We start from the raw sequence: 23,472 nt of genomic DNA on the forward strand, positions 1-23,472 counted from the left end.
GTTGATCATTAAACCTGTGTTCGGCGGAATTCCGAACATGGCATTCGTAGTCAGCTGAAGCCATTTTATCCTTAACCAGAACAGGTGTATGAAACGGAGTCTTCGGTTCCGCTGGTTTGGACATCATTTCAGGATCCGTAAAATCAAAGTAGTCCCAATGCGGCCCCGAAGGTTCAGGAAGTTCCCAGCTCAGCATGCCTTCCAACTGCCACGTTTCGCAGAATTGATCGAAGGCTATTCTGAAATTATCTATTTGCAATGGTTCAATACGTTCATAATGGAATTCAGAGTTGAGCCGAGGAATTTTTGTTGTTTTCTTGAGCGGGAATACATGATCGCTCCCTTCTGGTAACTTCTTCCATTGATCACGAATGCCATCTCTGTCAGCTAAGAAAGAGGGATGACTGATGAGCCAACCCGCGGCACCAAGTAAGCGATCAAGAATTTCTTGATGCTTTCCCGTCACGTGACGAATTTGCCTTGAGCAAACAGAACCTAGCGGTTCCGTCCATTCGCTTTCAGCCCGGGGCCTCAATTTCAATAATTCGTTGTTCAAACCATCAGAGAGTGGAGCAAATTTGATGGCGTTAAATTGACTGACCCCCAGTGTTCGATGAAACTGACACAGAGTGCTGAACTCTGCTTCGATTCTCTGCTCTGCAGGACTCAAACGGTAGTACTTGTTCAAAAGGAGATAAAGGTTCCAGTCCAGGCAGAAAATCACTTCGTTTTCTGCCAGTCGATCGCGAAACCATTGTTTATTTTCATCCACTAGCTGATGGAATCGTCGATCATCGACGATGGATCCGACTCGAAAACTGGAAATGCCTCGGTTTTGATTTTTTTCAGCAATCCGCTGGAAATCTGCAAGTACAGACTGGCTCATTTTCCAATCGGCATCCTCTGCCGCTTTCGCATGTAAGTTCGTGGTCGTGTTTTGCATCCTGCTCACAGCCTCCGTATCTCGTCTCTAATAATTTCTACTGTCATTTTCCAAAATTGTGGTTGCACTGTTCAATACTGATTTTTCGATTTTGTCCCTTTCTGTGTGGAATTTTGCTGAATCCAGTCCCAGGCGATCAATTGACCGATCAACTGGGAGATGTTTTGACGGATTTCGTCAGAATTTGGTGGGGGTGTTTTCGATTTGGGAGAACCTTTGTCGGGTCTGGGCATCCGGTACCTTTCTTGAGGAAATGGACGAACGTGCGAAGACTGTCAGATAAGCCTTCGGCGTGAAAGCAGTTTTGAGCGGTTGTGTTACCGACAATTAGAAACAGCAATTGCCTGTGTCTGAAAGAGTCCCTGAGAATTAAGACTTCTCTCTCATCTAATGATGACACATTTTTCGCGATTATTTAGCGCTGCGAGCAAAGCGTACCGGAGTTTCGAAACTTTGCATTGAAACTGCAAATTGACCGGAATCGTCGGGAGCCAGCGAGGCTCAGAGAATCAGTAAAAACTCGAAAACGCCTGTTTTTAAGCACGAAACTGTAATTTACGGGTTACCAGTTAAGCGATTGCTGGTATCCTCCAGCAATCGCCAATTCTCTTAGGAGTAAATTCACTGTTTGGGTCTGAAAGCTTCTCCAACTAAGAATTGGCAATCATCAATTCATTCGCCAGCAGATTCATGCAGAGGTCCCAATCGTTCCCCATGCCGCGTAACCAGCGGGAGAACTGGTGCAGCATCAGGCCGGCGGCGATGTTGGCCGTGTAGATGGTGCTCCGGGCAGTGCATTGGCCAGTTTGGGCTTCGGCCTGCCAGAACAGTGTGGTCGCGTAATGCTGTCGGGAATTGTGATCCGTGGCTGTCAGGATCCGCATCGATTCTCCCAGCATGCGGCCGTCGCTCCAGAATTCGCAATGATCTTTGAGAGTTCGCCAGATGGATTCGCGGGTGCTGATCCGGTCGACGCAGCAGAAGACGACCGTTCCGACTTCCATGCGGGAGCGGAAGCGGTCGGCAATTGTCGTCACTGTGATTGTGGGATCGAGTTCCTGGATGCGTCGGGCCGTGGCCTCGACTTTGAGCTGTCCCAGATCCTGATGGTCATAACCTTGTGTGGTGATGTTGGTCGGTTCGACCTGATCAAAATCGATCAGCTGCAGTCGTGGTACTCCCAGAGCGGCCAGTTGCAGGGCGACCTGACGTCCGATCGCTCCCACCCCGATCACGGTTGCCTGCAACTCTTCGATCCGCTCTCGGGGGACGAGGTCAGCTTGTCGGGTAAAACGGTCTTGATTGGTCATGCGTTGAACTCCAGAAAAGAGTGGGGATTGTCAAACAGGTCGCCATACTCCCAGAGTTCGTCGGGTTCCATGAGGTCCGTCCAGTTCTGGGATTGATCGACCACGTTCTCGTCATACTCGTCCTGCCAGGCGGCATAGTCGGTCCCGGCAAACGGTTGCCGGTAATCGATCGAGGTTTTGATTCGCAGGCGGGAATCCTGCATGCGGTTCCAGCGAAGTTCTGCGTAGCGTTTGCCTTCCCTGGCCAGAATAAACATCACGGCCCAGTCACACTCCCCGAAACTGGTTTCCATTGTGTCCAGATCCGTGGGACTCGGTTCCGGGGACTCCCCCGGATGCGTATGGATCCAGATGCGAGCGAATTGCTCGGGCTTTAATCCGCGATCAATTTGCTGATCGAAGTAATCGGCAATCGCGTCCTCGGCAAAGCTGACGGTCACGGCTGTGCAGATCTGCGGTAACAAAACCAGCTCTTCGACATAGAGCAGATCGTCTGCAGAGGAGATTCCGAAGCCCCCCACTTCAGTCGGGCCGGCATCGCGCAGATAAATCAACTTGGCCCAAGCCGTCGGGCTGAACTTCAAGGCCGGTCGATGAAAGCGTTTACGACGAGGCCGTCTCTGCAGGCGTCGTGGGAGTGGGGATTTGTTGGGGGTGCGTCGTTTCATAATGATTGTCCTCTTCTTCTTCGAGTTCAGGATCAGTTTCAGAAAGGGTTTCGTAACAGGCTTCGCAATAGCCATCGGTCAGGCAGTTACTGCAGAAGTCGTGATTGCATTCGCTGCATGTATTGAGGCAGTCTTGGCAATGGGGTGCAGAGCACTCCTCGCAGCACAGCAGACAGGAACCGCATAGCGAGTCGTGACAGTTCCGACAGCAATCACAGCACTGATGGCAGTAGGGATCTTCACAGCCACTGCAGACAGTGAGGTCGTCATCACCGCAACTGGTTCCACAATCCAGACAGGGGGTGCCGTACCACTCCTTAAGGGTGACGTAGGCCGAGTCGTCGTTGTAGGTGTTGAGCGTGTTGGCGACGATCAGAAAGAAATCGCAGAAACGTCCCTGAGCGAGTGCCGCTTCGATCCCCGACTTCGCTTCCCCTTCGCAGAGGATGCCATCAGAAATGTGCGGATGGACGAAGTCGGAATTGGCATTCGAGGGCGCGGGGTCAAGAGCGTGGATGTCGTAACTGGGACCAGGTCCATCATTTGTCCAGTTGTAAACAATATCGAAGCGACCAAGCGTGATTTCTTCGAGAGTAATCTCGTCCGTCACCACACGGAGGATGCCGTGTCGTAGATCGATACTCACTTCGCTGAATTCGCTCGGGAGGGCGATCAGTTCTTCGTAGATCAAGCGGAGATCGGGTGCGGTGGATCGCGATTTGATGGACTGCTCCAGATCACGTGTCCGTTGTCGCAGATCGGTAGCGAGACGTTCCATGGTGAAGATCAGCCGCGTGTTGATGATCCGTTCGGCCATTGACCACTCGTGGTCTTGAGCCAACTGCTTCTGTCGCAGCAATCGCTGGAGGCGATTCCAGTCCTTCTCAGGGAGATCGATCTCCCGATTCGACGGATCGACCAGCATTGCCTCTCGAATGGAGATCGCGGCTCGCAACGCAAGTCGCTGAAAGTCATTCATAGGAAGCCTTTCTCAAAAAGTGTTTGTGGAAGAAAAAGGGCCGGGCAGCCAGGTTCAATAACCTGACTGCCCGGCCCAAAAAACCAAGGGAGAACTCATTCCCCCCTTTAAATTCATCAACACCCTGTAGGAGCAAACTGAACTCTCTCAGTCTCCCGAGGCCCATGCGACTTCCCAGAGGCACCTCGTGCCCCTTCGATTTTTGTGGGGGTGAGGGAGACGCGGTCGCCTTCCTGGAGGATGTAGTCCGAGCTGACCGGTTGGCGGTTGACGCGGATGAGATAGTCGGCTGCGATGCCGTGCTTGAGGCGTTGGTCAACGAACTTGGAGATGGTGGTCTCGGGTTCGATGGAGATGTAGTCGGCGAAACCGCCGCCGTCGTTGTTGATATAGAGAATCTTCAAAATGGGCTCCTTGTGTGAAAGTAATGAGGTGTAAAGGGGCTGTCATTTTCGTCGAGGTCGACGAGTTCGATGACGATTCAGGCGAATGTCGCCGCCTTGGATGTTGCCGATCAACAGCACGGCAAAGGTGATCCCGAAAGCGATAAACGACTCGGAAATCCCTCCAATGATGCCGGCGATAATCAGCGAACCATGGAGATAGGCGGCATTCAGCTTGTGCCGAGCGGACATGATCCTCCTTGTGGGGTTTGAGAAATGAGGAATTCCGGAGACATCCAGCAATCCTCGGGGAGTGGATGTCGCAATCGATGAACGCCGACGCTGTGCTGGCGATCGAGTTCATCCCAGTCGAGGATCGGAATGTCGTCATCGATGACATCGGGGTAGAGAGGGACGAATCCCCGTGAGTGGATCGTGCGAACTGATTCGCCGGTGGCCCGGGCGACTGCCCGATCAAAATCGCGTTGTCGCAGCGGACAACCAGTTTCTGAGCAGGGATTCAGAGAATGTGATTGAGAAGTCATAAGGATTCCTTGTTTGTAAAAGTACGTAAAAAAACTCCCGCGAAACGGGAGTCAGGGAGCAGACTGCTCCACCGGGGCAGTCACAGGGTGGTCAAGAATTGACCGACGGATTGTGGGCTCCTGCAGACTGCCGAAAGGTGGCAGTTAGCGAGAAGCAGTAGATGGCGGCGAACCGCCTCAGTAATCTTCTGGCATCAACACGGTCGTGAGGGAATGATCCGATTCCGTGATGATCCAGAATTTTTTCTGATCTTCAGAGTGATACACCGAGAAGACACGACCACCCGATTCCAGAGCCTGGTCGTTGGCCTGCCGATCTTCCGAGCAGCAGTCCCCCCAGTCGCCGGTGAGGTGACGTTTGAGAGCTCGGAGAACTTCGGAGGGAGGCAACTGGGAGAGAGCGTTGGGGGTGATGACGATCTGGCCGGAAGGGAAACGCAAGTGGCCAGAGGAAGAGGAATCAGCTGAGTCATTGAATGCGATCATAAAACCTTTCTGTTCAATAGAGGGGAGTGCTGTGGTTGATGCATTCAGGACTAAGGTATGCATCGGAGACAATGAACGCAGAATTGTCCGTAAGCAGAAGCCAAACAGCAGATTCGGCAAGTCGCGGTCATGAATCGGATTGCTAAGATCGAAAAATCAGTTCATGAATTCCAACAGACAGCGAGAAAAGACTGCGACTGAAGATTAATATTTCTCCATCACCTTATAGTGACACGTTTTTGCCGATTGTTTAGCCCATCCCCTAATAGCTCGGCAGCCTGGAGATTCAGAGCCTTTCGAGAGGCGATGCGACTTCGCAGGTGCATCTTTTCCAGGAAATATTGATATCAATGATGCAGAATGCGCACCATCAAATTGGGAGCTGATCCTGAAAAGAAAGACCTTAGCTCAATAATGTCGGTTACTCGAAACCAGATTGAAGTGCCCGATCAGTTTGTAATAAGCAATCATGCCAGAGAGATTCTACTTACAATTCCGCTCGCAGTGCTGGGAGATCGGAAAGGGTTAAGATTCCCATCGGTTTTTCAGAGGGCTTTCCATGCTCTGTCACCAGAATAGCCTGAAGTAAATTTCCCTTTTTGTATTCCTTCTCAATCAGGCTGAGTGCATCAATAATGTTCGCATTGCGATTGATGAAGATGAAGGAGTGTTTGTCTTCTGAAAAAGGGAGCACGTCAGCGACTGGCTGTTCTACATTAAACTCGGTTTCTTTGGAGAGCGTAGCCGCCAGCCACATTGCGATGGTATGCGCTGTCAGTAAATCAATGATGATTCCATCTCTGACCACCGGAACTTGCGAATACTTTTTCTCACGCATCAACTGGGCGATCTTGCCAATGGGATCCGTTGCCGCACACATCACGACATTATCGGAATATTTCGGAATCAGTTTTTCAGGACTTGCCAGAGAATTGGCCAGCTTTTCCATTCGTTCTACTGACTGAGAAGTTGGACTGGCAAGGATGAGTTTTTGATCGTAGCGATGGACCAGAAAATTTCTGAGCTTGGAAAATTCCAACAGTGCGAATTTATGTTTCTTAATCAGCCGATTCGATTTTGCCCCCGTTCGCACCAGATTGGAAAATGTGATGTTATCGGCAGCATTTTGCTGGGAACGCAGCAGTTCATCGATCTGGTTGTAAGCAGAAAGGAATCGGAAAGTCAAATTATCCATAAGGTCGGTTTGCTCATTGGTCATCAGGGGATGAGAAATGGAATGTCACGTGTCCATAAATGTACCCTTAGCCAGTTTCAAACTCCAGTCGGTTTCCAGCATTGATACAGATCAACAAACAGCAATGCCAATTGAGATACAGATATTGAAACGGCTAAATTTAAGTAGATTTTCGTTGAAGTACCTGTATTCTCACGATAAAATATGGCATGAGAGATTATTAAAAGGACTTTCTTTCACGTAACCTCCCAGGGATACTGTGTTTAAGTGCACATAAAATTCTGCATTAGCGTGTACGAGTGTAGTCAACGGGGGTAATTTCCTGCACATTTTTAAATTGTTGAAGGGGAGCAGGTTATGGCAAAGAGTGGTAGAATTATTGTGTTTGGCACGAAATTTGGTTTGACAGATTCGGCCAAAGCCTGCAAAGTGGGTTTGCAAATGTTGGTATACCATAGGGTTACAATCCCAACAGTTGCATGAGCTGTTGCCCGCTTGAGGGCTTTGAAACGCTTATTTAGCAGTTCTTGCAGTCGGTTCATTTCGCTGTTGCATTAAGCGTAGCCCGCTTGGGGGCTTTGAGAAACAGGGCCGATGTCCTTGGGCTTGCCGTTCTGGGAAGCGTGATGGAATTGTTCTGTTTGACAGTCCGAAATCTCTGATAAGCCAACTCTATCAATCGATTCAGGAGTATATCGCCGAACTTCCGCCGTGGGATGGAATTTGGCTGGAGCGCCCAGGCTCTCCATAGTGACGGAAAAACCCCGCATTGGCGCGCAAAAGTTGGTCAAAAACGGTGAGGGCCTGACATTTTTGTAAGTGACTATTAGGTAACAGGTTATGAAAACGGAAAATGGAATTTTTGAGTTTGGCACGGAATTTGGGTTGATTTTTTCGGGAGGGTCTGACATTATGCCCCTGCAAGTGCTTACGCGGCATGGAGTTAAAATGACCGCCGTTGCATGAAGCGTTGCCCGCTTGAGGGCTTTGAAACGAAACGGTACACCTTCTGGATTCAATTGCCCACGCTCCGTTGCATGAAGCGTTGCCCGCTTGAGGGCTTTGAAACACGCTAGACAGGATTCGTTCCATAAGCTGAAGCTTAGGTTGCATGAAGCGTTGCCCGCTTGAGGGCTTTGAAACAAGAACCCTGCATTCGGAGTGTGCGAGAGCCGTCCGTTGCATGAAGCGTTGCCCGCTTGAGGGCTTTGAAACAAACTTCCCCTGCCCTGAGGCTGTATGCCTCACTGCTGTTGCATGAAGCGTTGCCCGCTTGAGGGCTTTGAAACTTCAATGTTGCCACCGATGCAAATCTTTTCTCCACGTTGCATGAAGCGTTGCCCGCTTGAGGGCTTTGAAACATGCACCCCCTCTCCATGTGGGTGATTGTCCAGAACAGTTGCATGAAGCGTTGCCCGCTTGAGGGCTTTGAAACCATTAGGTCCGACTCGAACGACCGTGATTTCGATGTTGTTGCATGAAGCGTTGCCCGCTTGAGGGCTTTGAAACTTATAGTTCACAACGACCTGTCCGAAGACTTCGGTTGCGTTGCATGAAGCGTTGCCCGCTTGAGGGCTTTGAAACTTCGAATGCTTCAATGGAGCGTTCCCTCGCCCTGCCTGTTGCATGAAGCGTTGCCCGCTTGAGGGCTTTGAAACGTTTCCCTCGCGCCCCATCTCCTCGGGGAACATGTCCCCGTTGCATGAAGCGTTGCCCGCTTGAGGGCTTTGAAACCGGGCAACCGAGAGATGGTTATTTTTATGGCTGCCACGGTTGCATGAAGCGTTGCCCGCTTAAGGGCTTTGAAACTTCGAGACGCACCCGATACCAGTTTTTAGAACCGAGGTTGCATGAGCTGTTGCCCGCTTGAATGGCCGAATAGAGTTTTATCCTCCCTTGTAAGCAGTGTTCTCAATCTATTGAAATCAGAAATAATCCGGCAGGAGTTCGACTCCGCCGGATTATTTCTTTCCATGCTGGATTTCCCTGGCTCGTTCAATGATGCAGCCGCTTGCTTGATCCGACGAAGTCTCTTTCTGAGCCTCACCTTTCTGATGTCTGCAAAACCATATTTCTTCTGCACCTAATGAGCGTTCTCTGACTTATCACTTTTGAGTCTCTCAAAAATGACATTGCACGTTTGTCAGTTCGTAAACCGTATTCTTCAAATACGGAATGCTCCTTCACTGCAGTTGCCAAAAAAAGATTATCAAAACTGAGCTCTCCTATTTTTTCAAAAAGTTATGCCGTTGCTGTCATTTGAAGCGGTAGGTCTTCGAAATAATAGAGAGGAAACTGTTTTCCTCGGAAAGAGTCCACAGGAGTTGATTATTTGTGCAATGGGTCATTGCCTACGACATCAGTAGCGACAGACGCCGTCGTCGTGTAACGCGTCGTCTGGAGCAGGTTGGTTTTCGCCGACAGAAGTCGGTCTTTGAAGGCGAGCTGAAACAGTCACTGATGCAAGACCTCATGCAGGAATTGGGTTCCGAAATCGATCCAGCGACTGATCAACTGACCGCATGGTCAATGTCTGGTCGGGCGCGAGGCATCTTGCATGCCGGTTGTCCAAGAGCCGAAACTCAGAAAGATTTTCATATCCTTTGAACGACTCTGTTTACTTCCCGATTTGGACCCCACGTATTGCGTTCGGTCCGGTTACTGAAAGGAACGTCTTATGAGTGCAATCCGAGAACTGCAGAATTATTTGTTCGAACAGGCCAAGTCTTATCCAACAAAGCCACACGCAGACCTGTTTCATTTCCTCTCGGAATGGTGTGTTCTGCAGGAAGCTTTCCGGCGGGCGCGCAAATCAATCTCAAATCGCGGATCAGGCAATCATGCTTCAGAAGCCGTGCTGAGGGGACGTGTCGATCAGGCGAACGACTTTTTGCAGGAACTGGGGCATTCACTTCTGAATGGAACTTATCGCCCCGGGAAAGTTCGCAGCTACGAAATCCCAAAGCCTGGCAAGCCGGGTGAGTCTCGACGGGTCGCGGTTCTCAGTGGTGCCGATAAAGTGGTTCACCATGCACTGAAAATCGTACTTGATCCTGTCATCGAAGCCCGTTTACACCGTCGCTCTTTCGCTTTTCGTCCGGGGAAGACAATCTGGGATCAATTGCACGCACTCCGTAAAACGGTCGATCAGGATCCGCTGCGGTTCCAATGCGGTCTTGTGATTGACATTGAATCCTTTTTTGATCGTATTGACCATCGTCGTTTGTTGAATGATCTCGGTCTTCTCACAAACGAACGGCCTTTCACACGACTCGTCAAACAGCTGCTCAATCAGGTATCAGCCAGTGCTGTCGGGTTAGTCACAAAACGCCCTGCAGGAATTCTACAGGGAAGTCCTCTTTCGCCATTGCTGGCCAACTGGCATCTGGATTCCTTTGATCGAAACTGGGATCGACAGTTCGGCAAGACAAATCCGTTGTTTCGATATGCCGATGACATTGTCACGCTGACGAGCAGCAAAGAGGAGGCAAATCAGATCCGCAAAGTGTTGATTCGACAATTGAAGGAGTCGACACAACTTTCCATTGCCAAAAAGAAGACCCGCATCACTCCCCTGCATGAAGGGTTGCCAATTCTCGGGATGAAACTTCTGCGGAGCCATGATCCATTTCTGGATGAGAATCGAACATTAATAATTACGGATGCCGATCGGATTCAGGAGGCGATGCAGTCCGCCAAAGAAGATATCGAATCCTTTACGGCTGATCGTCCTTTGGGACAACAATTTGAGAAACTGAATCGTCGCTTACGGGGTTGGTTTCAAACCTGGCAATTCGCATCGGATGCCTCCTCTGCATTTGAATCCATCGATCTGTCAATCTACCGATTGGTTCGCTCGCGTCTGAAGAGCTGCCTGAAAATCAGCCATGCCGTCTTGAACGAGCAGTTTAGTGCACGAGCTGACACAGGACACCCCACATGGGAAGCCGACGGTGTGCAAATTCTGATGCTGCAGTCGTTACCTCGCAACTTTTATCAGGCCCGACAAAATCGATTTCCCTGGCAGGATGATGCGGCTTCGCCACTCTCACCAGTACCCCCCATTCGCATCACTGATCAATCCGAAACGAAAACGAATGGCAAGATGGTAGTCGTCTCGGATTCACACGCAGTCAACCAGAGTTGATTGTCAATGGAAACCCAGGATTTTCTTTGGTGATACCTTCAGAATTTTTCTGCTGCTGGGACGATCACTCTGGGCTGCGAGCGTTAAGGAGAACAATCCTGTCCTCGCAGCCCAGGCCTTTCTCAGTTCGGCAAAACAATTCCTTTCATGATTAAACTCTTCGCAAAGAAAGCTCATCACATGGCTGGCTCGACGAAAGCAAAAGTGCAAAAGCCTGCTCCGATTCCCTGTTGCGAAGTCGGTGTCTTGCATCTGTTTGGGCCAGGGGTTGTTTTTGCTCCCAACAGAATGATTGAATTTCGCGGCACAGGTCGCGATGCCGAATCGAAAAATCGTCGTCTTCGATTACCGTTGCGAGGTATGCAGCAAGTCTGTATTTACGGGAACGTGAGAGTCACCGCGGGGGCCATTCGAGTTCTGGGAGAAGCGGGAATTCCGGTCGCCTATCTTTCGGCTGACGGCTCTCGTTTTGCCGGGATGCTTTCTCCTCCACACGACGAGTTTCGCAACCGACGCTACCGGCAGTATCTGGCCAGTCACGATCGTGAGCAACAACTCAAACTGAGCCAAACGTTGATGGAAGCCAAGTTGACGACTATGTTGGAAATCGCTCGGAATTGGCAGAAACAGAGTCGATTGACCTCAAACGTGCTGCTCTCAGAGTTGAGAACTTCAAAAAAGAAGCTGAGCTCTGTTTCTTCACACGAAAGCTTACGCGGAATTGAAGGAACGGCTGCAAGAGTCTGGTTTCGAATACTGGCTGAACTTTTGCCAACGGGATGGGAACTTCCCGGTCGAGTCAAACGTCCTCCGACCGATCCCGTAAATGCTCTGCTTTCGTTTGGATATATGGTTTTGCTCAACAGAACTCTGGCAGCAATTCAGGCCGCAGGACTGGATCCGGCTCTTGGCTTTTATCACGAGTATCGTCCCGGTCGCAGCTCTCTGGCGTGCGATTTGATGGAGCCGTTTCGCGCGAACTGTGTTGACCAGCCTTTGCTGGGATTACTTGCCAGAAAAGAAGTGACTCTCAATGATTTTGAGAAGAAAGAGAAGTCAGAAGCGGTTATCATTAAGGAAGATGCCCGTAAGCGTTGGCTTGGTGTGCTTGAGGCGACCATGTATGAAGGCAAAAAATCTCAAAGCAGCCAGCTTCATCAGTCGATTCAGGAGTATATCGCCAAACTCCCACCATGGGATGGAATTTGGCTGGAGCGCCCAGGCTCTCCATAGTGACGGAAAAACCCCGCATTGGCGCGCAAAAGTGGGTCAAAAAGGGGGAGGGTCTGACATTTTCGTAAGTGACTGCCAGGAAACAGGTTATGAAAACAGAAACCGGAATTTTTGAGTTTGGCACGGAATTTGGGTTGATTTTTTTGGGAGGGTCTGACATTATGCCCCTGCAAGTGCTTACGCGGCATGGACTTAAAATGACCGCCGTTGCATGAAGCGTTGCCCGCTTGAGGGCTTTGAAACTTGGGGTTGCTCTTCGGGCTGTTTTCCTCGCCGATGATGTTGCATGAAGCGTTGCCCGCTTGAGGGCTTTGAAACACGTCGAGGCCGAGTTCATCCATCTTCACTTCCGTGTTGCATGAAGCGTTGCCCGCTTGAGGGCTTTGAAACGAAGAAAAACTCCACGGTGCGCGAGAAGGTGATCGTCGTTGCATGAAGCGTTGCCCGCTTGAGGGCTTTGAAACAGCTTATTATGAATATGTATCCGTTGGGTGACATGCACCGTTGCATGAAGCGTTGCCCGCTTGAGGGCTTTGAAACGACTTCCTCCAAGCGGAAGAAGTCAGTGCGATACTGGGTTGCATGAAGCGTTGCCCGCTTGAGGGCTTTGAAACAAGCACCCTCCGTCCGGATGACGGCACAGTCGGACCGTTGCATGAAGCGTTGCCCGCTTGAGGGCTTTGAAACACAAGATCCCCCACCTCGAAACGAATATCATCACGCAGAGTTGCATGAAGCGTTGCCCGCTTGAGGGCTTTGAAACAGGATGGCATAGAACGCGTTCCATGCCTGCGGGGTATGTTGCATGAAGCGTTGCCCGCTTGAGGGCTTTATTTATTGCAATAAGATGGTCAAAGGTGCAATTATTTTGTTGATGGTATACTTACCACGAATATCTGATTGGGTACGTGGATTGTTTTTGTCATCTCTAAAGAATGTACGTGCAACCCTGCTCGGCTCTGTTAGGCAGGAGACCAGCAGTATTACCGTTAAGGAATAGGATGCTGCCTGCAATAAGAGCAAGTTCACCTTGCAGTCGTTGCCGTCGCAGGAAATGGCAAGAGATCGAGCGTTAAACTCAAACAAGCCGTTTAGGAGCGTTATACCGGCTCGCAGTCATCACTGATCGAAGCTGAGAGGACAGACAGCAACCACAGCCCTCTGAGTGATGCGGATGTTACTCTGCGGGAAGTTCGGAAGAATCCCATGCGAAATGATAGCGTTTCGCGGAATCGTTTTGGCGCTGTGCGTAATGGAAATGGTCAATTTGCCAGTATCGGTCAGCTTGTTGACCTAGCAAGGTCCCCAAGGGAATCGGGGCGGCAACGAAAAAGGAGAGCCGACAACTTCGCTGAGCTAGCTTCAGAATCGCTTCTTTGGCGGTGCGAGCTATATCGTGCCATTCGCCTGTTGGTTCCTGGTCTTGTATTTTGTATTTACCCGCTTCGACAGGCCCTTTGAGGTGGATCAATAAAAAATCCTGTTCGTCGTATTTCAATTTCCAAGCGGTATATGCATCTCTGAGTGGTTGATCATCTTCTGCAGTACCTAACGTTTGAATCAATAATCCCACATGGCTCTTAGTGTTGCTTTGAATTTCATCCAATGAAAGCTTACTCGCTTGTGAGTCGATAACCAGATCTGCATGACAATAAACAGAGTGAATGAATGGGATTCGTGTAAGGGATGCTGATGGCAATTCCAGGCTTTTCGCATTGGAATGTTCAGACAGTGGGATATGCTCGTTGATCGGAAGAAATTGTCGATATCGATGAGTGGCCATCTGCTTCATCATTTTGGGATAATATTCTTTTCCAAATGTGGCAACATTTATTTGGTTCTGTTCAAACAATTCTGGAATTTCGACCGGCTCCAGGCAGACAGGATGGATTTGATAGTCTGCATTAATTTGTCGTTGTTGCCAAGCTGCGGTTAGCTCTCTCTTGACCCAATCACTATTTCGAGCCGCTTCTGTCCACATCAGGAGAAATCCCGCAGCAGATTCAATTCCCTGATGAATTTCGTTATCAAATCGCTCTCCGTTTGGTATTTGAGGATCGATCCATATCTTGTAACCCTCAGCCTCCAGCCTTCGAACGATCGAGTAAACTTTGTCCTTATCATCATGTGCATAACTGACGAAAAAATGTCTTTTTGGTACTTGCGATAATGAATCTACTTCCAGATAGGATTGACTATTCTTGATCAGCCCTAATTCAAAATCGAAATTACGCATATCGAGTGCAGAAATCATAGTGCCTTCAGGAAGACGCTGACCGAGATTCAACACAATGGCTCGATCCCCTGCTTCCATTCGAATCTGAGAACGATTGAATGGAACATTCATTTCCAACAGCATCGAAAGAAACTCCGCGGCTCCGGCATGGCCTACGGAGGATTCAAAGCCGTCCGCTAGAATCTCCTTCGCTTGCTCGACAGATAGTTGAGAATAGGAGTAATCGCCGTAGTTGGTGAGAACCGGGGAGTTGAGCAGATAGGTTGTCATCTTCGATTATTCCTTTGACGAGGATTTTGTCCGCGATTTTGGTTTCGAGTATTTTCCGCACCTGCTGGATTCATGTAGTTGAGCAATGGGGCCTGAGCGGTTTGCAGTTTTGGCAGTGGTAACTGCGGTCCTTCTCTGCCAAACCATTTGAAATTTTCCGCGACCGTGCCCACTTTCTTTTCTAAGCGAGGATAATGGACTGGTCCATCTTCAAAACCACGAGCATGAGCCAGGAAGGCGTTGATGAATTCGATGGAATCAAATTCATTCCTCTGATTCCCATACGCCTGACGGACGGCTAGCTTATAAGCCTCAATTGCATCGGCTCGTAACGAATCCTGATCAGAGGTGGAGAGCTGGCCTGAGAGACTGCGGTAATATTGAGCCCACTCTTTTCCGTTTCGCAAATCGGAGCCGATGATTTTGAGCGAGCAACTCCCAAAGCCGAGCGGCTTGCCTCCGCCAAATCGGAGAAAGTGTTCTTCGTTCTGATATTGCTCATCAAGACTGAGCAGCCAGAGTAATGCTCCCAGTTCGACTTGAGAAAGATTGGTGACATGGATTTTGAATCGAAATTCTGTTCCAATTTTTACCCATTCGGTAATCGATCGATTCTGGCTGTCACGCACATTGTCTGCTCGCCGATATTCCTGAGGCTTTAGGGAGTTAATATCAAAGTGCCTCTGCTGCATCCGGCGATGATGTGGAAAGACCTTGCGTCCCCGAATCTGCTGCCCGTTGTTATATCCATCTTCTTTTCTAGAAACTGGCTGACCGTTAGGCCTCTGCAGGTAAAAAGTCGCCTGAGTAGGTTTCGGCGTACTCAAAATCGCGAGAGGAATGCTTTGGCCTTCTTCAACTTTCTCGATTGCCTCGGAAGTCTCGCAGGAGACATTCCCAACGCGAAGCAAACCCTTCCAGGCGACTTTCGCTTTGGAATCTTTATTACGGACTTTATCAGCATCTTGTGCTACCCAGCCAAAAACGCGATCAGCCGGGGAAAGTTGCCTAAGGCTAGATGCCGGTTTAAGGCTTTCGTCAATCATATTTTCCGGTGGTTCATGGAATAACTCACGGGAAATATTGACCGGGAAGAGAGCTTCTGCCGTCCATTGTCCATTCTTAAAGTTTACGTTGGCATAACAGAGTGTACCTTCGGAAAGAGTCAACGCATTGGCAACATCTGACGGTTTCCCTTTAACATGACGGGACCATACAACATCGCTTTGTTTAGTTTCCGTCGATGGTCCCGGTTTGTCATCTTTAGCATGGATTTCCTGGTAATCGACAATGAGTTCATTCCATTGCTTTGTGAGGTCAGATCCAGGTGATGCATCACCTGCGTCAATTTTTGCATTAGAGGAAAAAAAGAACCTTTCATCATGTTTGCTATTGATATTACGATTTGTGATGAATAAGTAGCCTCCTTCCCACTGTCCTTTGGGCTCTTCTTCTTGGTCATCGTGATCTATTTCTAGCCTTGTGAGATATTCGTTTTTTTCAAGAGCCTTATTCCAGGGCTTTCGCTTATCTGTTGGGGTATGAGTTGGACATGGTTTCGTACCAGCAGCAATTTCAACAACATTCCAAAATGGAAAGACTGTGCGTTCAATTTTTCCTTTTTTCCAGTATTCTTTTTCGTAGTGCCATTTTGTGATATAAGCCCAAACAAACTCTCCATGCTTACAAAAATGATTTGGTCTGCTCTTTTTGTGTTGTCCGTAACTGGCTAGCCAAGCTGCATAAAGACGGTCATCTGGCTTACCCCCACTCCCAACATTTGAACTTCCGGTATAAAGCACAACACGCCCGTTTTCGATCCGAGCAGGGATCAAGTTCAATCCTTTTTTCGCATCCATTCGTAAGCCCAGACGTCGCTCACGTTTTTCCAGAATTCGCATTCTGGAATTGGTGACCGCTTCATAGGCACTGCTGAGCACTCCCTTGATCGAAGTTGCGGGGAGAACTGGATTTCCCGCAACATCCTTTTTCATTACGAAGGTTTGGTGCAATTTTGCATCGTCCGGTTTCGCTGTGCTGGCATCAACATTCAGAAGAGGTGTCTTCGTGGTCAGTTGGACTTCAATTGTTCCGGAATAGCGATCCTGAAAATAAATGTGATGACCGGAAGGAGTATGGTCGCCTAACTTTTCATCAGTGCAATTGCGTTCCGGAGTTGGGATGAAATTGTACGGATTGATGAAGGAGTCAAATATCCTGGCATCTTCAGCTTGTTCTGCCTGGCGGTCCATTTCCTGCAGGAGATTTTGACCTTCATCGGATGCTTCTGTAACTTCAGCAGCTAAAGAGATGTTGACAGGCTGCCCTTCGAATTCATATTCGACTTTTTGATTATGGAGTGCAGTAAGATCGTTATTTGCGATTTCCAACAAATCAGCCGAAAAAGTTCTTCGGCGTCTTCCCTCATTATATTCTTCGTGTCTCTGTAATTCCCCTCTATGGTAACGTTGCAAATATAATTTAGCATCATTGACGCTCAGCATCCCATATTGCCTGTTTGGGTTAGTCTGGCTATTTAATTCAACTTGTTCGTTTTCATCAGGCATTTGTTTTCTCCTCAATCGAGATAAATCCCACGATTCGTTCGTCGATGAACTCGACATTGCCGTCTTCATCTTTGTCGATTCCGAAATACTCAACCGCTTTCAGTCCGATGTATGTCTCTGTTTTAACTGAACTGAGCGGGACTGGAAGTTCCCCGAATCGTCCTTCGGAAAGAACACTCCAGTTGGGAGGATATCCCTCTGTATTCGAATCAGCCGTCTTTCCCCAGAGAAGATATTGATTATCTTGAGGGATGAGGTTGGAAAATGAGCGAAGCGAGTTCCAGCTCTCTGGGTTCAGATTTTCGTTCTCCGCCAGCAGGACAGCGTTCCCTCGCCCTGCCTGCTGATGTAACCAGCGAAGTTCCCAGTGTGGCGTCCAAAGCTTGAGCTCAAAGACTCCCGTCAATTGCGGATCAATCTCGGGAAAGCAGTCTTCACTTTCTCCCTGTGACTGATACACATGACAGGCGACAGGAGAATACAGTAAGCCTGTGAGTTCTTCTGTGATGAGCAGCCGAATGGCATCGATGGCTTGACGAGCCGAGCAGTCGCTCAGGCCCCAATAGTGTAATGAAACCGACTGAGAGTTAGACATTGTTTGTTGCCTCCTGATCGATGCAATTCTGCCAGGCCGATTCCCAAGCCGATAACTGCTCGCCAAGTGAAGAAAGGTCTGCTTCCGGTAGTGTGACTTCGTTTTCCTTCAAGCCAAATTGATTACCCTCAAAGCGGAGTTCGACCTTTTCAATTTCGATTTCTCCACGTCCCCGGTTGCCGCCGAAGCCGATGGGAATGCGTTGCTGGGAAAGATCACGAATCACCAACAGCAGAAGGACAATCGAGGCAATCTGCACCGTTTCCGCATCAATTGAATTCTCATTGGATGCGTTGGCGATGTCGGCAATACGGTCGAGATCGATTTCAAGCCGAAATGGTTCCCAGGGCTCTTTATTATCCTTGGAAACAATGGGATCAAGCACTTGAAACAGAGCGGTATCGGCGGCACCACCTGTCCAACGATCGATGGCGACATGAAAAGAATCCTGCCAGTCTTTGGCTGCAGTCGGAGCATGACCATCGGCATAATAGTAATCATTCCACGCTTCACTTAAAGCAGACTGTTTGCTAAAGCAATCTGAAATCGACAATGCTCCCAGTCCCAACATGTTTTTGCGGGCATCAGTGCTTTCTGCCTCGCTGCGAGAGCCGAAGACTTCCTGAATTAGCGGAAGATCTTCATTGAGTTGATCGAGAAAGCGTTGCCGTCCGTTTTCATTCCACCAGGCGGGTTCGTGCTTATTTGTTAATGTACGAACAATCCGCTCTGCCTGTTGCCTGATAACTCCTTTGACCGAACTGCCGGGGATTAACTGAGCAAGGCCGCCAGCAGTGCCTCCGAGTAAGGGCAAGGTGTCGATATTCAGTCCGTCAATGCTGGACTTCACGAATGTCGGAGAGAGCGGTCGCCAGTGAATATCCAGTTCACATCGATTGGGTAGCCGGAGCACAATCGAAGCAGCATTCTTGAGTTTCTCAACCGTTAGAGTTGGCGATTCGCCCTTCAGCTTTGCCAGAACTCCTTCAAAAGTATACAACTCTTCGGAAATAGTTATCTCATCCTTCAGCTTGACTCGCCCGAGTCCCCGCGACTTTCCTCCTCCCAATCGTATGCCATGCTTTTGCAAGTATTCCAGCAAATACCCGATCAGGGACTTGGTTTGATTGTCATTAACACTGATCGAGTCGTCACCATTCAAATCGACCACGAGTTCCAACTTCAGCAGGGATCCCTTCGGAATGACTGCCCTGTCAAACTTGATTTGATCCGCTGCGGTCCCATAATGATCATCAATGCCGACATGATCCCGAATCTCGAATGGCACACCATCTGGCATCGTGATGATCATGTTTTCGACAAAAATGTAAGACGCATGTCCGACCTCATTCCCCTGGTCATTATTAGAGTGATATCCCCAAGGTGAACTCGGAGAATTGACCAGATTCTCGCCACAGGCATTTCTGCACCAGTTCTTCAATGCACCGGCCAGACTTGTTCCCGGCAGATAAAGATTCCCCTGGCCATCAGTTGCCAAGGCTTGATCTGTCAAATAATCGGCTTCCCCGCAACCGGTATGCAAAGGATCGATCGCTTCCAATGTTCCATGAATTTGCAGCCGCCCCAAAAGTTTTCTGGCCATCAGTTTGTCTCCCGTCGTTTTTCTCGATCACGCTGATGTGATTTAAGCAATTGCCCCAATAGAGTTCGCACCGCTTCTTCCCAGAGCAATTCCTGCAACTCGGATTGTCCAGTCACGGTGAGTGTTGGCCAATCTTTACATTTCATATAGGAATCGTTCCACACCTTGTGTTTATCGCTGATCAGATCTCGAATCGTATCAAGCGTACTATTAGGCCACTTTTCGTTTCGTTTCTCTAAAAGCTTGTCGAGAATCTTAGTTCGTTGATCTGATTTCAGTTTCTGGCAAACCTGATTTCTCAACAAGGCCGCTTGGGCAGGGTTTGGTTTTTCATTGGTAAACTGAAACATTGCTTTCCGCTGATCTGGTTTGCTGATCAATTCCATGCAGCGATGCTGAATTTTTCGTTGCCACAGAGTCTTTTCAATCTGCCGGGCGTAATCAAAATGAGGTGATCTTTTTTCGATGAGCTTCTCGGGCGAATCATCAACTTTTTTTGTCGAATCCTCACTCTCCTCTGGCCAGGAAGTGACTGGCTTTGTTGTGAGCGGATGATTGATTAGTACGGTTCCGAAACCTTCAGCCCGCCGTAGTCCCAAGCCTTCGCGCTCTAATCTGGCTATCGTCTCTGCATCGATTTCCTGCTCAAACTGAATTCGCAGACAACTTCCTCCTGCGATGCAAACCAGAGAAGGACGGGGCAGGCCCCAGCGGACATGCCAGGATTCGACTCGTCGATGGCGTATGAAAGCGAGAACATCGGAATTCCCATTCCCATCCCTTGTTGCTTTGACTCCAACAACCGACTCAACTGCTGCGACAACCTCTGTTGCCGTCGGCACAGAACGCAGTGTGCTATCTTTAATTATCAAATCGGATGTCAGCCAGAGGATCAGTTCGTTTGTTGAATGATGCGATGTGCTTGATGCGGACAAGGATTGGCAGGTCAATTTCACGCGTCCATAATCTGCTGACTTGGATCGACCGATTGCTTCTTGCTGACTCAGTTTTTTCTGCCAATGGGAATCTGTGGTATCAAGTTGCCGAGCGATTGATTCACGTATCAGAATTTCTGAGCGCAGCCTCGTGCCAGCGGGGATCGCTTCGTAACTGAATATTCCACCGACTTCCGTTGTTGGTCGTTGTTCTTTTTCTCCAACCGTATTATGTGGATTGACGATTTTGTCAACGGCTTTGTGTTGAGGGCGTCTCGATTCGGCCACTGCAACAAAGCCGTCACGATAGGCTTTGATATATTTTCTTGAATCTTTTTGATCACCTGCTGAAAATTGATTGATTAGTTCCCCTTTCTTAAACCAGTTTTCATCACCTTTAGGATGAAAGAGGCATCCAGGAGTCGGAAGTCCTCGGCTTAGATGATCATCACATTGAACCACAACTGTGGCATTCGAAACCCGCACATCACCAGCAATAATTTTCTGCTGGATTTGCGAGTCTATTTTTCGTAATTGACGAGTCACAATTGGCAGTAGCAATGTGCCGGGAATAAAATCGAGAGACTTGACGACATTGCCTGCAACGCGATCAGCAACCAGTAAGGGATCCAGCAAGTCAATGTCCAGCTGATATCGCACCCAGTTGTCTTCGTTTTTCTCTGCCGCAAACGGAATTGGCTCAGTGTTGTAGCGATTGTGCTGTTCGGGAATCGCCGGTGGAACCTTCACGCCTTCAAACCAAGTTACCAGCATTTTCTTGTCTGACACGGATTTTTCTTGAACGACGACTCGCCCCGCCCCCCTACGGCGTTTTCCGCCAATTCGCTCCACATAGAACATTGCCAGTTTCAGGAAATTCGTTGCAAATGCTTTTTGTGTCCCATCAAGCTCAGAAGTGTCGAAGAGCAGTTGCGATTCCAGCAGTGTCCCTTGACGGACCATTTCATCAAATCGGAGATGTCGATCGATCGCCCGACCATTTGGTCCAATTTTGACTCCAGGCTTAGTGAATACGAGAGCTTGCCTGAAATCTTGCCGGTTACTGTTTCTTGCCACCTCGTGCTTGGAGACAGGCTTGAGGGCTTCTCTCAGATCGGAGGGAAGATGTGCGGGAGAAACGGAAACATGACCTGAGGCCAGTTGACGCGAATCTCGAATTTCATCGCGAGTCGGCTGGTCTCCGAAAAGATACTGCACCCAATCCTGCCAGCGTCCAACGATTTGCGGATCATTCGACTTGCTCAATTCCTGATCCAGTCCCCATGCAAGCATCTCAGCTGCATCACGTAGCATTCCCCGGAGCGATTTCGCTGGCACGAATGGCAATTTGTCTGCATCTCGACGGACGAGTCGGTCATCCCCGCCCGGCTGTTCCAGTCCGGAGCCGATATGCCAGTCGGATTCGAATTTCAATTCGAGTGGAATTTCTATCTTGGATTGATCAATCATGTGGTTTCCACCTTCCCATCCTGAATTTTGAGGTGAGCCAGTGACATCGCGTCATACAATGAAGTACTCATTACCTCATAGGAAATGCGAGTCACTGGATCGTCTTCCGGGGGGTCATTTCTGAACAGGGAGTTTTCTTCTTTTAATATTTGAATATGGCTCGACTGATACCGATGGCCAATCAACTCTAGTAAATGGTCGGCAGGCTTCTTTCCTTTCAGCAAAGCTGTTCTCAACTCGTGCATTTGAGAATTCGGAAGTGTTCGAACATCCTGGCCGCCGTTATTGCCAGCCTCGCTGGTGGCATCAACGGATTGCAGAGCGTTGACTTTCTCCCAAAGCCGTGCATCCATTCTGGGGTTCGTCCAATCGAGAGCGGCAGCTTGATTTTGCAATCGTTCTTCCTGCTCCAGATTCGCAGTCAGCACGTAGGGGCCACCCCAGAATCGAGTTCTGGTCGACTGATTGCGTTCTTCACTACCTATTTTATTTGCTGTTTTACGTGTGATTTCAAGAGCCATGGAATCTCGAATGGTTTTGATGGAATCCCCGCTGGAGGCATGATGAACATGAAAATCGTAGGCAGTTACCGGAAGTGGGACGTCTTCAGATCCAACTTTCACCTTGAGGTTTTTCTTGATGCCCGACTTTACCGATCGGATCAAGCCTTCTGCCATTTCATAAGCGGCATAGAAGGGGTAATGTGGTTTCACGATTGCCACACCAGCTGCCATGCCGAGTCGGCGGACGCCAAACTGCTGCTCTGCAATTTTCGCGACGATTTGTTGATACTCTTCTGTCAATTGAGAATCGGTGGATCGATAATTTTCACATTGAGACTCAAACTGACGCAAGAACTCCCGAACCAACGGAATACCGAATTCGGCTGTCGTTAAGACGGTGCAGTCATCCCCGCCCAGAATTAAAGGCAGGAGCGGAATATGATGCTTCTGTTGCCCCGACATCGCTTTTGCAAATTTGCCGTCTGTCTTGCAGAGAACATGAACGGCTTCCTTAAACGCGGCTTTCGTGCACTGATCAATTCCATAGGAGAATGCCCTCAACTTCACGATGAAGTCTCTTAAATCTTTTGCATCGCACAGTCGGTCGAAATTCTGGAAAATCTGACCGATCCCATTCCCATCCGCATGGATAATTGCCAGGTAGCGGGCATCCTCAAGCAAATCGTCCAGCTCATCGACATTTCGAGCCAGCAATACGCTTTCATCACCAGCAAATATTTCATTGAGACGCTTATTGATCCCTTCACGCCATTTATGCTGAGTCGATTTATGAAAGCCTCCCCGCTTTGCGGCAACAATTGTGGAAACGATAGTCTCGCCAGGAACCTTCACTATGCCACCAGCAGGTAATCCGCTCATCTGACATTCGGCCACAATCGGCAATCGCTGGAAGCGGCATTCGTTCGGTGCCAGCTGACTCCGCTTTGCTTCCAGTTTGTCATGAACTTTTTTGACGGCTTCTGCTAACTGTAACACCGCACGTTTGGGATCATCGTCGCATTCAACCCTAACAATGGCACCGCGGACGACGACTCCCGGATAGTCCAGATGAGCTTTCAGTGTGATGGCTTGGACAATTTCCCGAGCCAATGAAAATTCTCTGACAAACAACATCGCTTTGCCGGAGGAGACATACCAGGCTTCACAATTCTTATCCGAGTTTTCCAGAGGTGGATTTTTTGCAAGGTCGTTGACGTCTTCCAGAGACATCAGGTCAGTCAAACCCCCAACTTCCCGAGCCACCTTCAGTACCTCATCGGTTCCCAGCCGAAAGATTTGTTCGGAGGCTCCCACATTCTCAGCGAGTTTATTGGTCTCGAAGATATGACGTTGATTCCCGGAGGTTTCAATCAGTATCAGATGGTAAGGGTTTGGCATAAAATC

19 protein-coding genes and 2 CRISPR repeat arrays are annotated in these 23,472 nt (G+C 49.1%); of the genes, 3 read left to right on the forward strand and 16 right to left on the reverse strand.

What is annotated here, in order from left to right:
* From Pan54_RS25965 to Pan54_RS21495, 10 genes are all read right to left on the reverse strand, one after another.
* Positions 1–943, reverse strand: a 943-nt coding sequence (locus Pan54_RS25965) for a hypothetical protein (protein ID WP_165441909.1), incomplete at its 3' end; no start/stop codon positions are given.
* A 71-nt stretch (positions 944–1,014) separates the two neighbouring features.
* A complete protein-coding gene (locus Pan54_RS25970) occupies positions 1,015–1,176 on the reverse strand; it encodes a hypothetical protein (RefSeq protein ID WP_165441493.1) in 162 nt (53 codons plus the stop codon).
* A 417-nt stretch (positions 1,177–1,593) separates the two neighbouring features.
* A complete protein-coding gene (locus Pan54_RS21460) occupies positions 1,594–2,253 on the reverse strand; it encodes a ThiF family adenylyltransferase (protein ID WP_146505503.1) in 660 nt (219 codons plus the stop codon).
* Positions 2,250–2,921 (reverse strand): hypothetical protein, encoded by a 672-nt coding sequence (locus tag Pan54_RS21465; protein WP_146505504.1) that lies wholly within the window; start codon positions 2,919–2,921, stop codon positions 2,250–2,252. The genes Pan54_RS21460 and Pan54_RS21465 overlap by 4 nt, the downstream gene beginning before the upstream one ends.
* Positions 2,857–3,900 carry a hypothetical protein gene (locus Pan54_RS21470; RefSeq protein WP_146505505.1) on the reverse strand — a complete coding sequence of 348 codons (1,044 nt, stop codon included), beginning with the start codon at positions 3,898–3,900 and terminating at the stop codon, positions 2,857–2,859. Before Pan54_RS21470 ends, Pan54_RS21465 begins: the two co-directional genes overlap by 65 nt.
* Positions 3,901–4,016: 116 nt before the next feature.
* Positions 4,017–4,304, reverse strand: a complete 288-nt coding sequence (locus Pan54_RS21475; RefSeq protein ID WP_207310199.1) for a molybdopterin converting factor — start codon at positions 4,302–4,304, stop codon at positions 4,017–4,019.
* Between the two features lie 42 nt (positions 4,305–4,346).
* Positions 4,347–4,535 carry a hypothetical protein gene (locus Pan54_RS21480; protein WP_146505506.1) on the reverse strand — a complete coding sequence of 63 codons (189 nt, stop codon included), beginning with the start codon at positions 4,533–4,535 and terminating at the stop codon, positions 4,347–4,349.
* Positions 4,514–4,828, reverse strand: a complete 315-nt coding sequence (locus Pan54_RS21485; protein ID WP_146505507.1) for a hypothetical protein — start codon at positions 4,826–4,828, stop codon at positions 4,514–4,516. Before Pan54_RS21485 ends, Pan54_RS21480 begins: the two co-directional genes overlap by 22 nt.
* Before the next feature lie 177 nt (positions 4,829–5,005).
* Positions 5,006–5,314 carry a hypothetical protein gene (locus Pan54_RS21490; RefSeq protein ID WP_146505508.1) on the reverse strand — a complete coding sequence of 103 codons (309 nt, stop codon included), beginning with the start codon at positions 5,312–5,314 and terminating at the stop codon, positions 5,006–5,008.
* Between the two features lie 487 nt (positions 5,315–5,801).
* A complete protein-coding gene (locus Pan54_RS21495) occupies positions 5,802–6,509 on the reverse strand; it encodes a CBS domain-containing protein (RefSeq protein WP_165441910.1) in 708 nt (235 codons plus the stop codon).
* 957 nt (positions 6,510–7,466) lie between these two features.
* A CRISPR array of direct repeats spans positions 7,467–8,318; the repeat unit is 37 nt; unit sequence GTTGCATGAAGCGTTGCCCGCTTGAGGGCTTTGAAAC.
* A gap of 525 nt (positions 8,319–8,843) precedes the next feature.
* Here Pan54_RS21495 and cas2 point away from each other — a divergent pair.
* From cas2 to cas1, 3 genes are all read left to right on the forward strand, one after another.
* Entirely contained in the window at positions 8,844–9,116 is a 273-nt protein-coding gene (cas2, locus tag Pan54_RS21500) for a CRISPR-associated endonuclease Cas2 (protein WP_146505510.1), read from the forward strand.
* 70 nt (positions 9,117–9,186) lie between these two features.
* Complete coding sequence (locus Pan54_RS21505; protein WP_146505511.1) at positions 9,187–10,656, forward strand: reverse transcriptase domain-containing protein; 1,470 nt, start codon at positions 9,187–9,189, stop codon at positions 10,654–10,656.
* A 147-nt stretch (positions 10,657–10,803) separates the two neighbouring features.
* Positions 10,804–11,889, forward strand: coding sequence for a CRISPR-associated endonuclease Cas1 (cas1, locus tag Pan54_RS21510; RefSeq protein WP_146505512.1), 1,086 nt, complete (start codon positions 10,804–10,806; stop codon positions 11,887–11,889).
* Positions 11,890–12,095: 206 nt separating this feature from the next.
* Positions 12,096–12,726: direct repeats of the CRISPR family, unit length 37 nt; unit sequence GTTGCATGAAGCGTTGCCCGCTTGAGGGCTTTGAAAC.
* Between the two features lie 340 nt (positions 12,727–13,066).
* Here cas1 and Pan54_RS21515 read toward each other — a convergent pair.
* From Pan54_RS21515 to Pan54_RS21540, 6 genes are read right to left on the reverse strand one after another with little or no spacing between them, the layout of a single operon-like run.
* Complete coding sequence (locus Pan54_RS21515) at positions 13,067–14,395, reverse strand: STIV orfB116 family protein (RefSeq protein ID WP_146505513.1); 1,329 nt, start codon at positions 14,393–14,395, stop codon at positions 13,067–13,069.
* The gene (locus Pan54_RS21520) at positions 14,392–16,962 is read right to left on the reverse strand and encodes a TIGR03986 family type III CRISPR-associated RAMP protein (protein WP_165441911.1); all 2,571 of its coding nucleotides are present in this window, start codon (positions 16,960–16,962) and stop codon (positions 14,392–14,394) included. Before Pan54_RS21520 ends, Pan54_RS21515 begins: the two co-directional genes overlap by 4 nt.
* A complete protein-coding gene (gene csx19, locus Pan54_RS21525; RefSeq protein WP_146505515.1) occupies positions 16,955–17,557 on the reverse strand; it encodes a type III-D CRISPR-associated protein Csx19 in 603 nt (200 codons plus the stop codon). Before csx19 ends, Pan54_RS21520 begins: the two co-directional genes overlap by 8 nt.
* Positions 17,550–19,160 (reverse strand): RAMP superfamily CRISPR-associated protein, encoded by a 1,611-nt coding sequence (locus Pan54_RS21530; protein WP_146505516.1) that lies wholly within the window; start codon positions 19,158–19,160, stop codon positions 17,550–17,552. Before Pan54_RS21530 ends, csx19 begins: the two co-directional genes overlap by 8 nt.
* Positions 19,160–21,565, reverse strand: a complete 2,406-nt coding sequence (locus tag Pan54_RS21535) for an RAMP superfamily CRISPR-associated protein (RefSeq protein ID WP_146505517.1) — start codon at positions 21,563–21,565, stop codon at positions 19,160–19,162. The genes Pan54_RS21530 and Pan54_RS21535 overlap by 1 nt, the downstream gene beginning before the upstream one ends.
* Positions 21,562–23,466, reverse strand: coding sequence for a Cas10/Cmr2 second palm domain-containing protein (locus Pan54_RS21540; protein ID WP_146505518.1), 1,905 nt, complete (start codon positions 23,464–23,466; stop codon positions 21,562–21,564). The genes Pan54_RS21535 and Pan54_RS21540 overlap by 4 nt, the downstream gene beginning before the upstream one ends.
* Positions 23,467–23,472: the final 6 nt, after the last annotated feature.

This window comes from Rubinisphaera italica, assembly GCF_007859715.1.
Classification (GTDB): domain Bacteria; phylum Planctomycetota; class Planctomycetia; order Planctomycetales; family Planctomycetaceae; genus Rubinisphaera; species Rubinisphaera italica.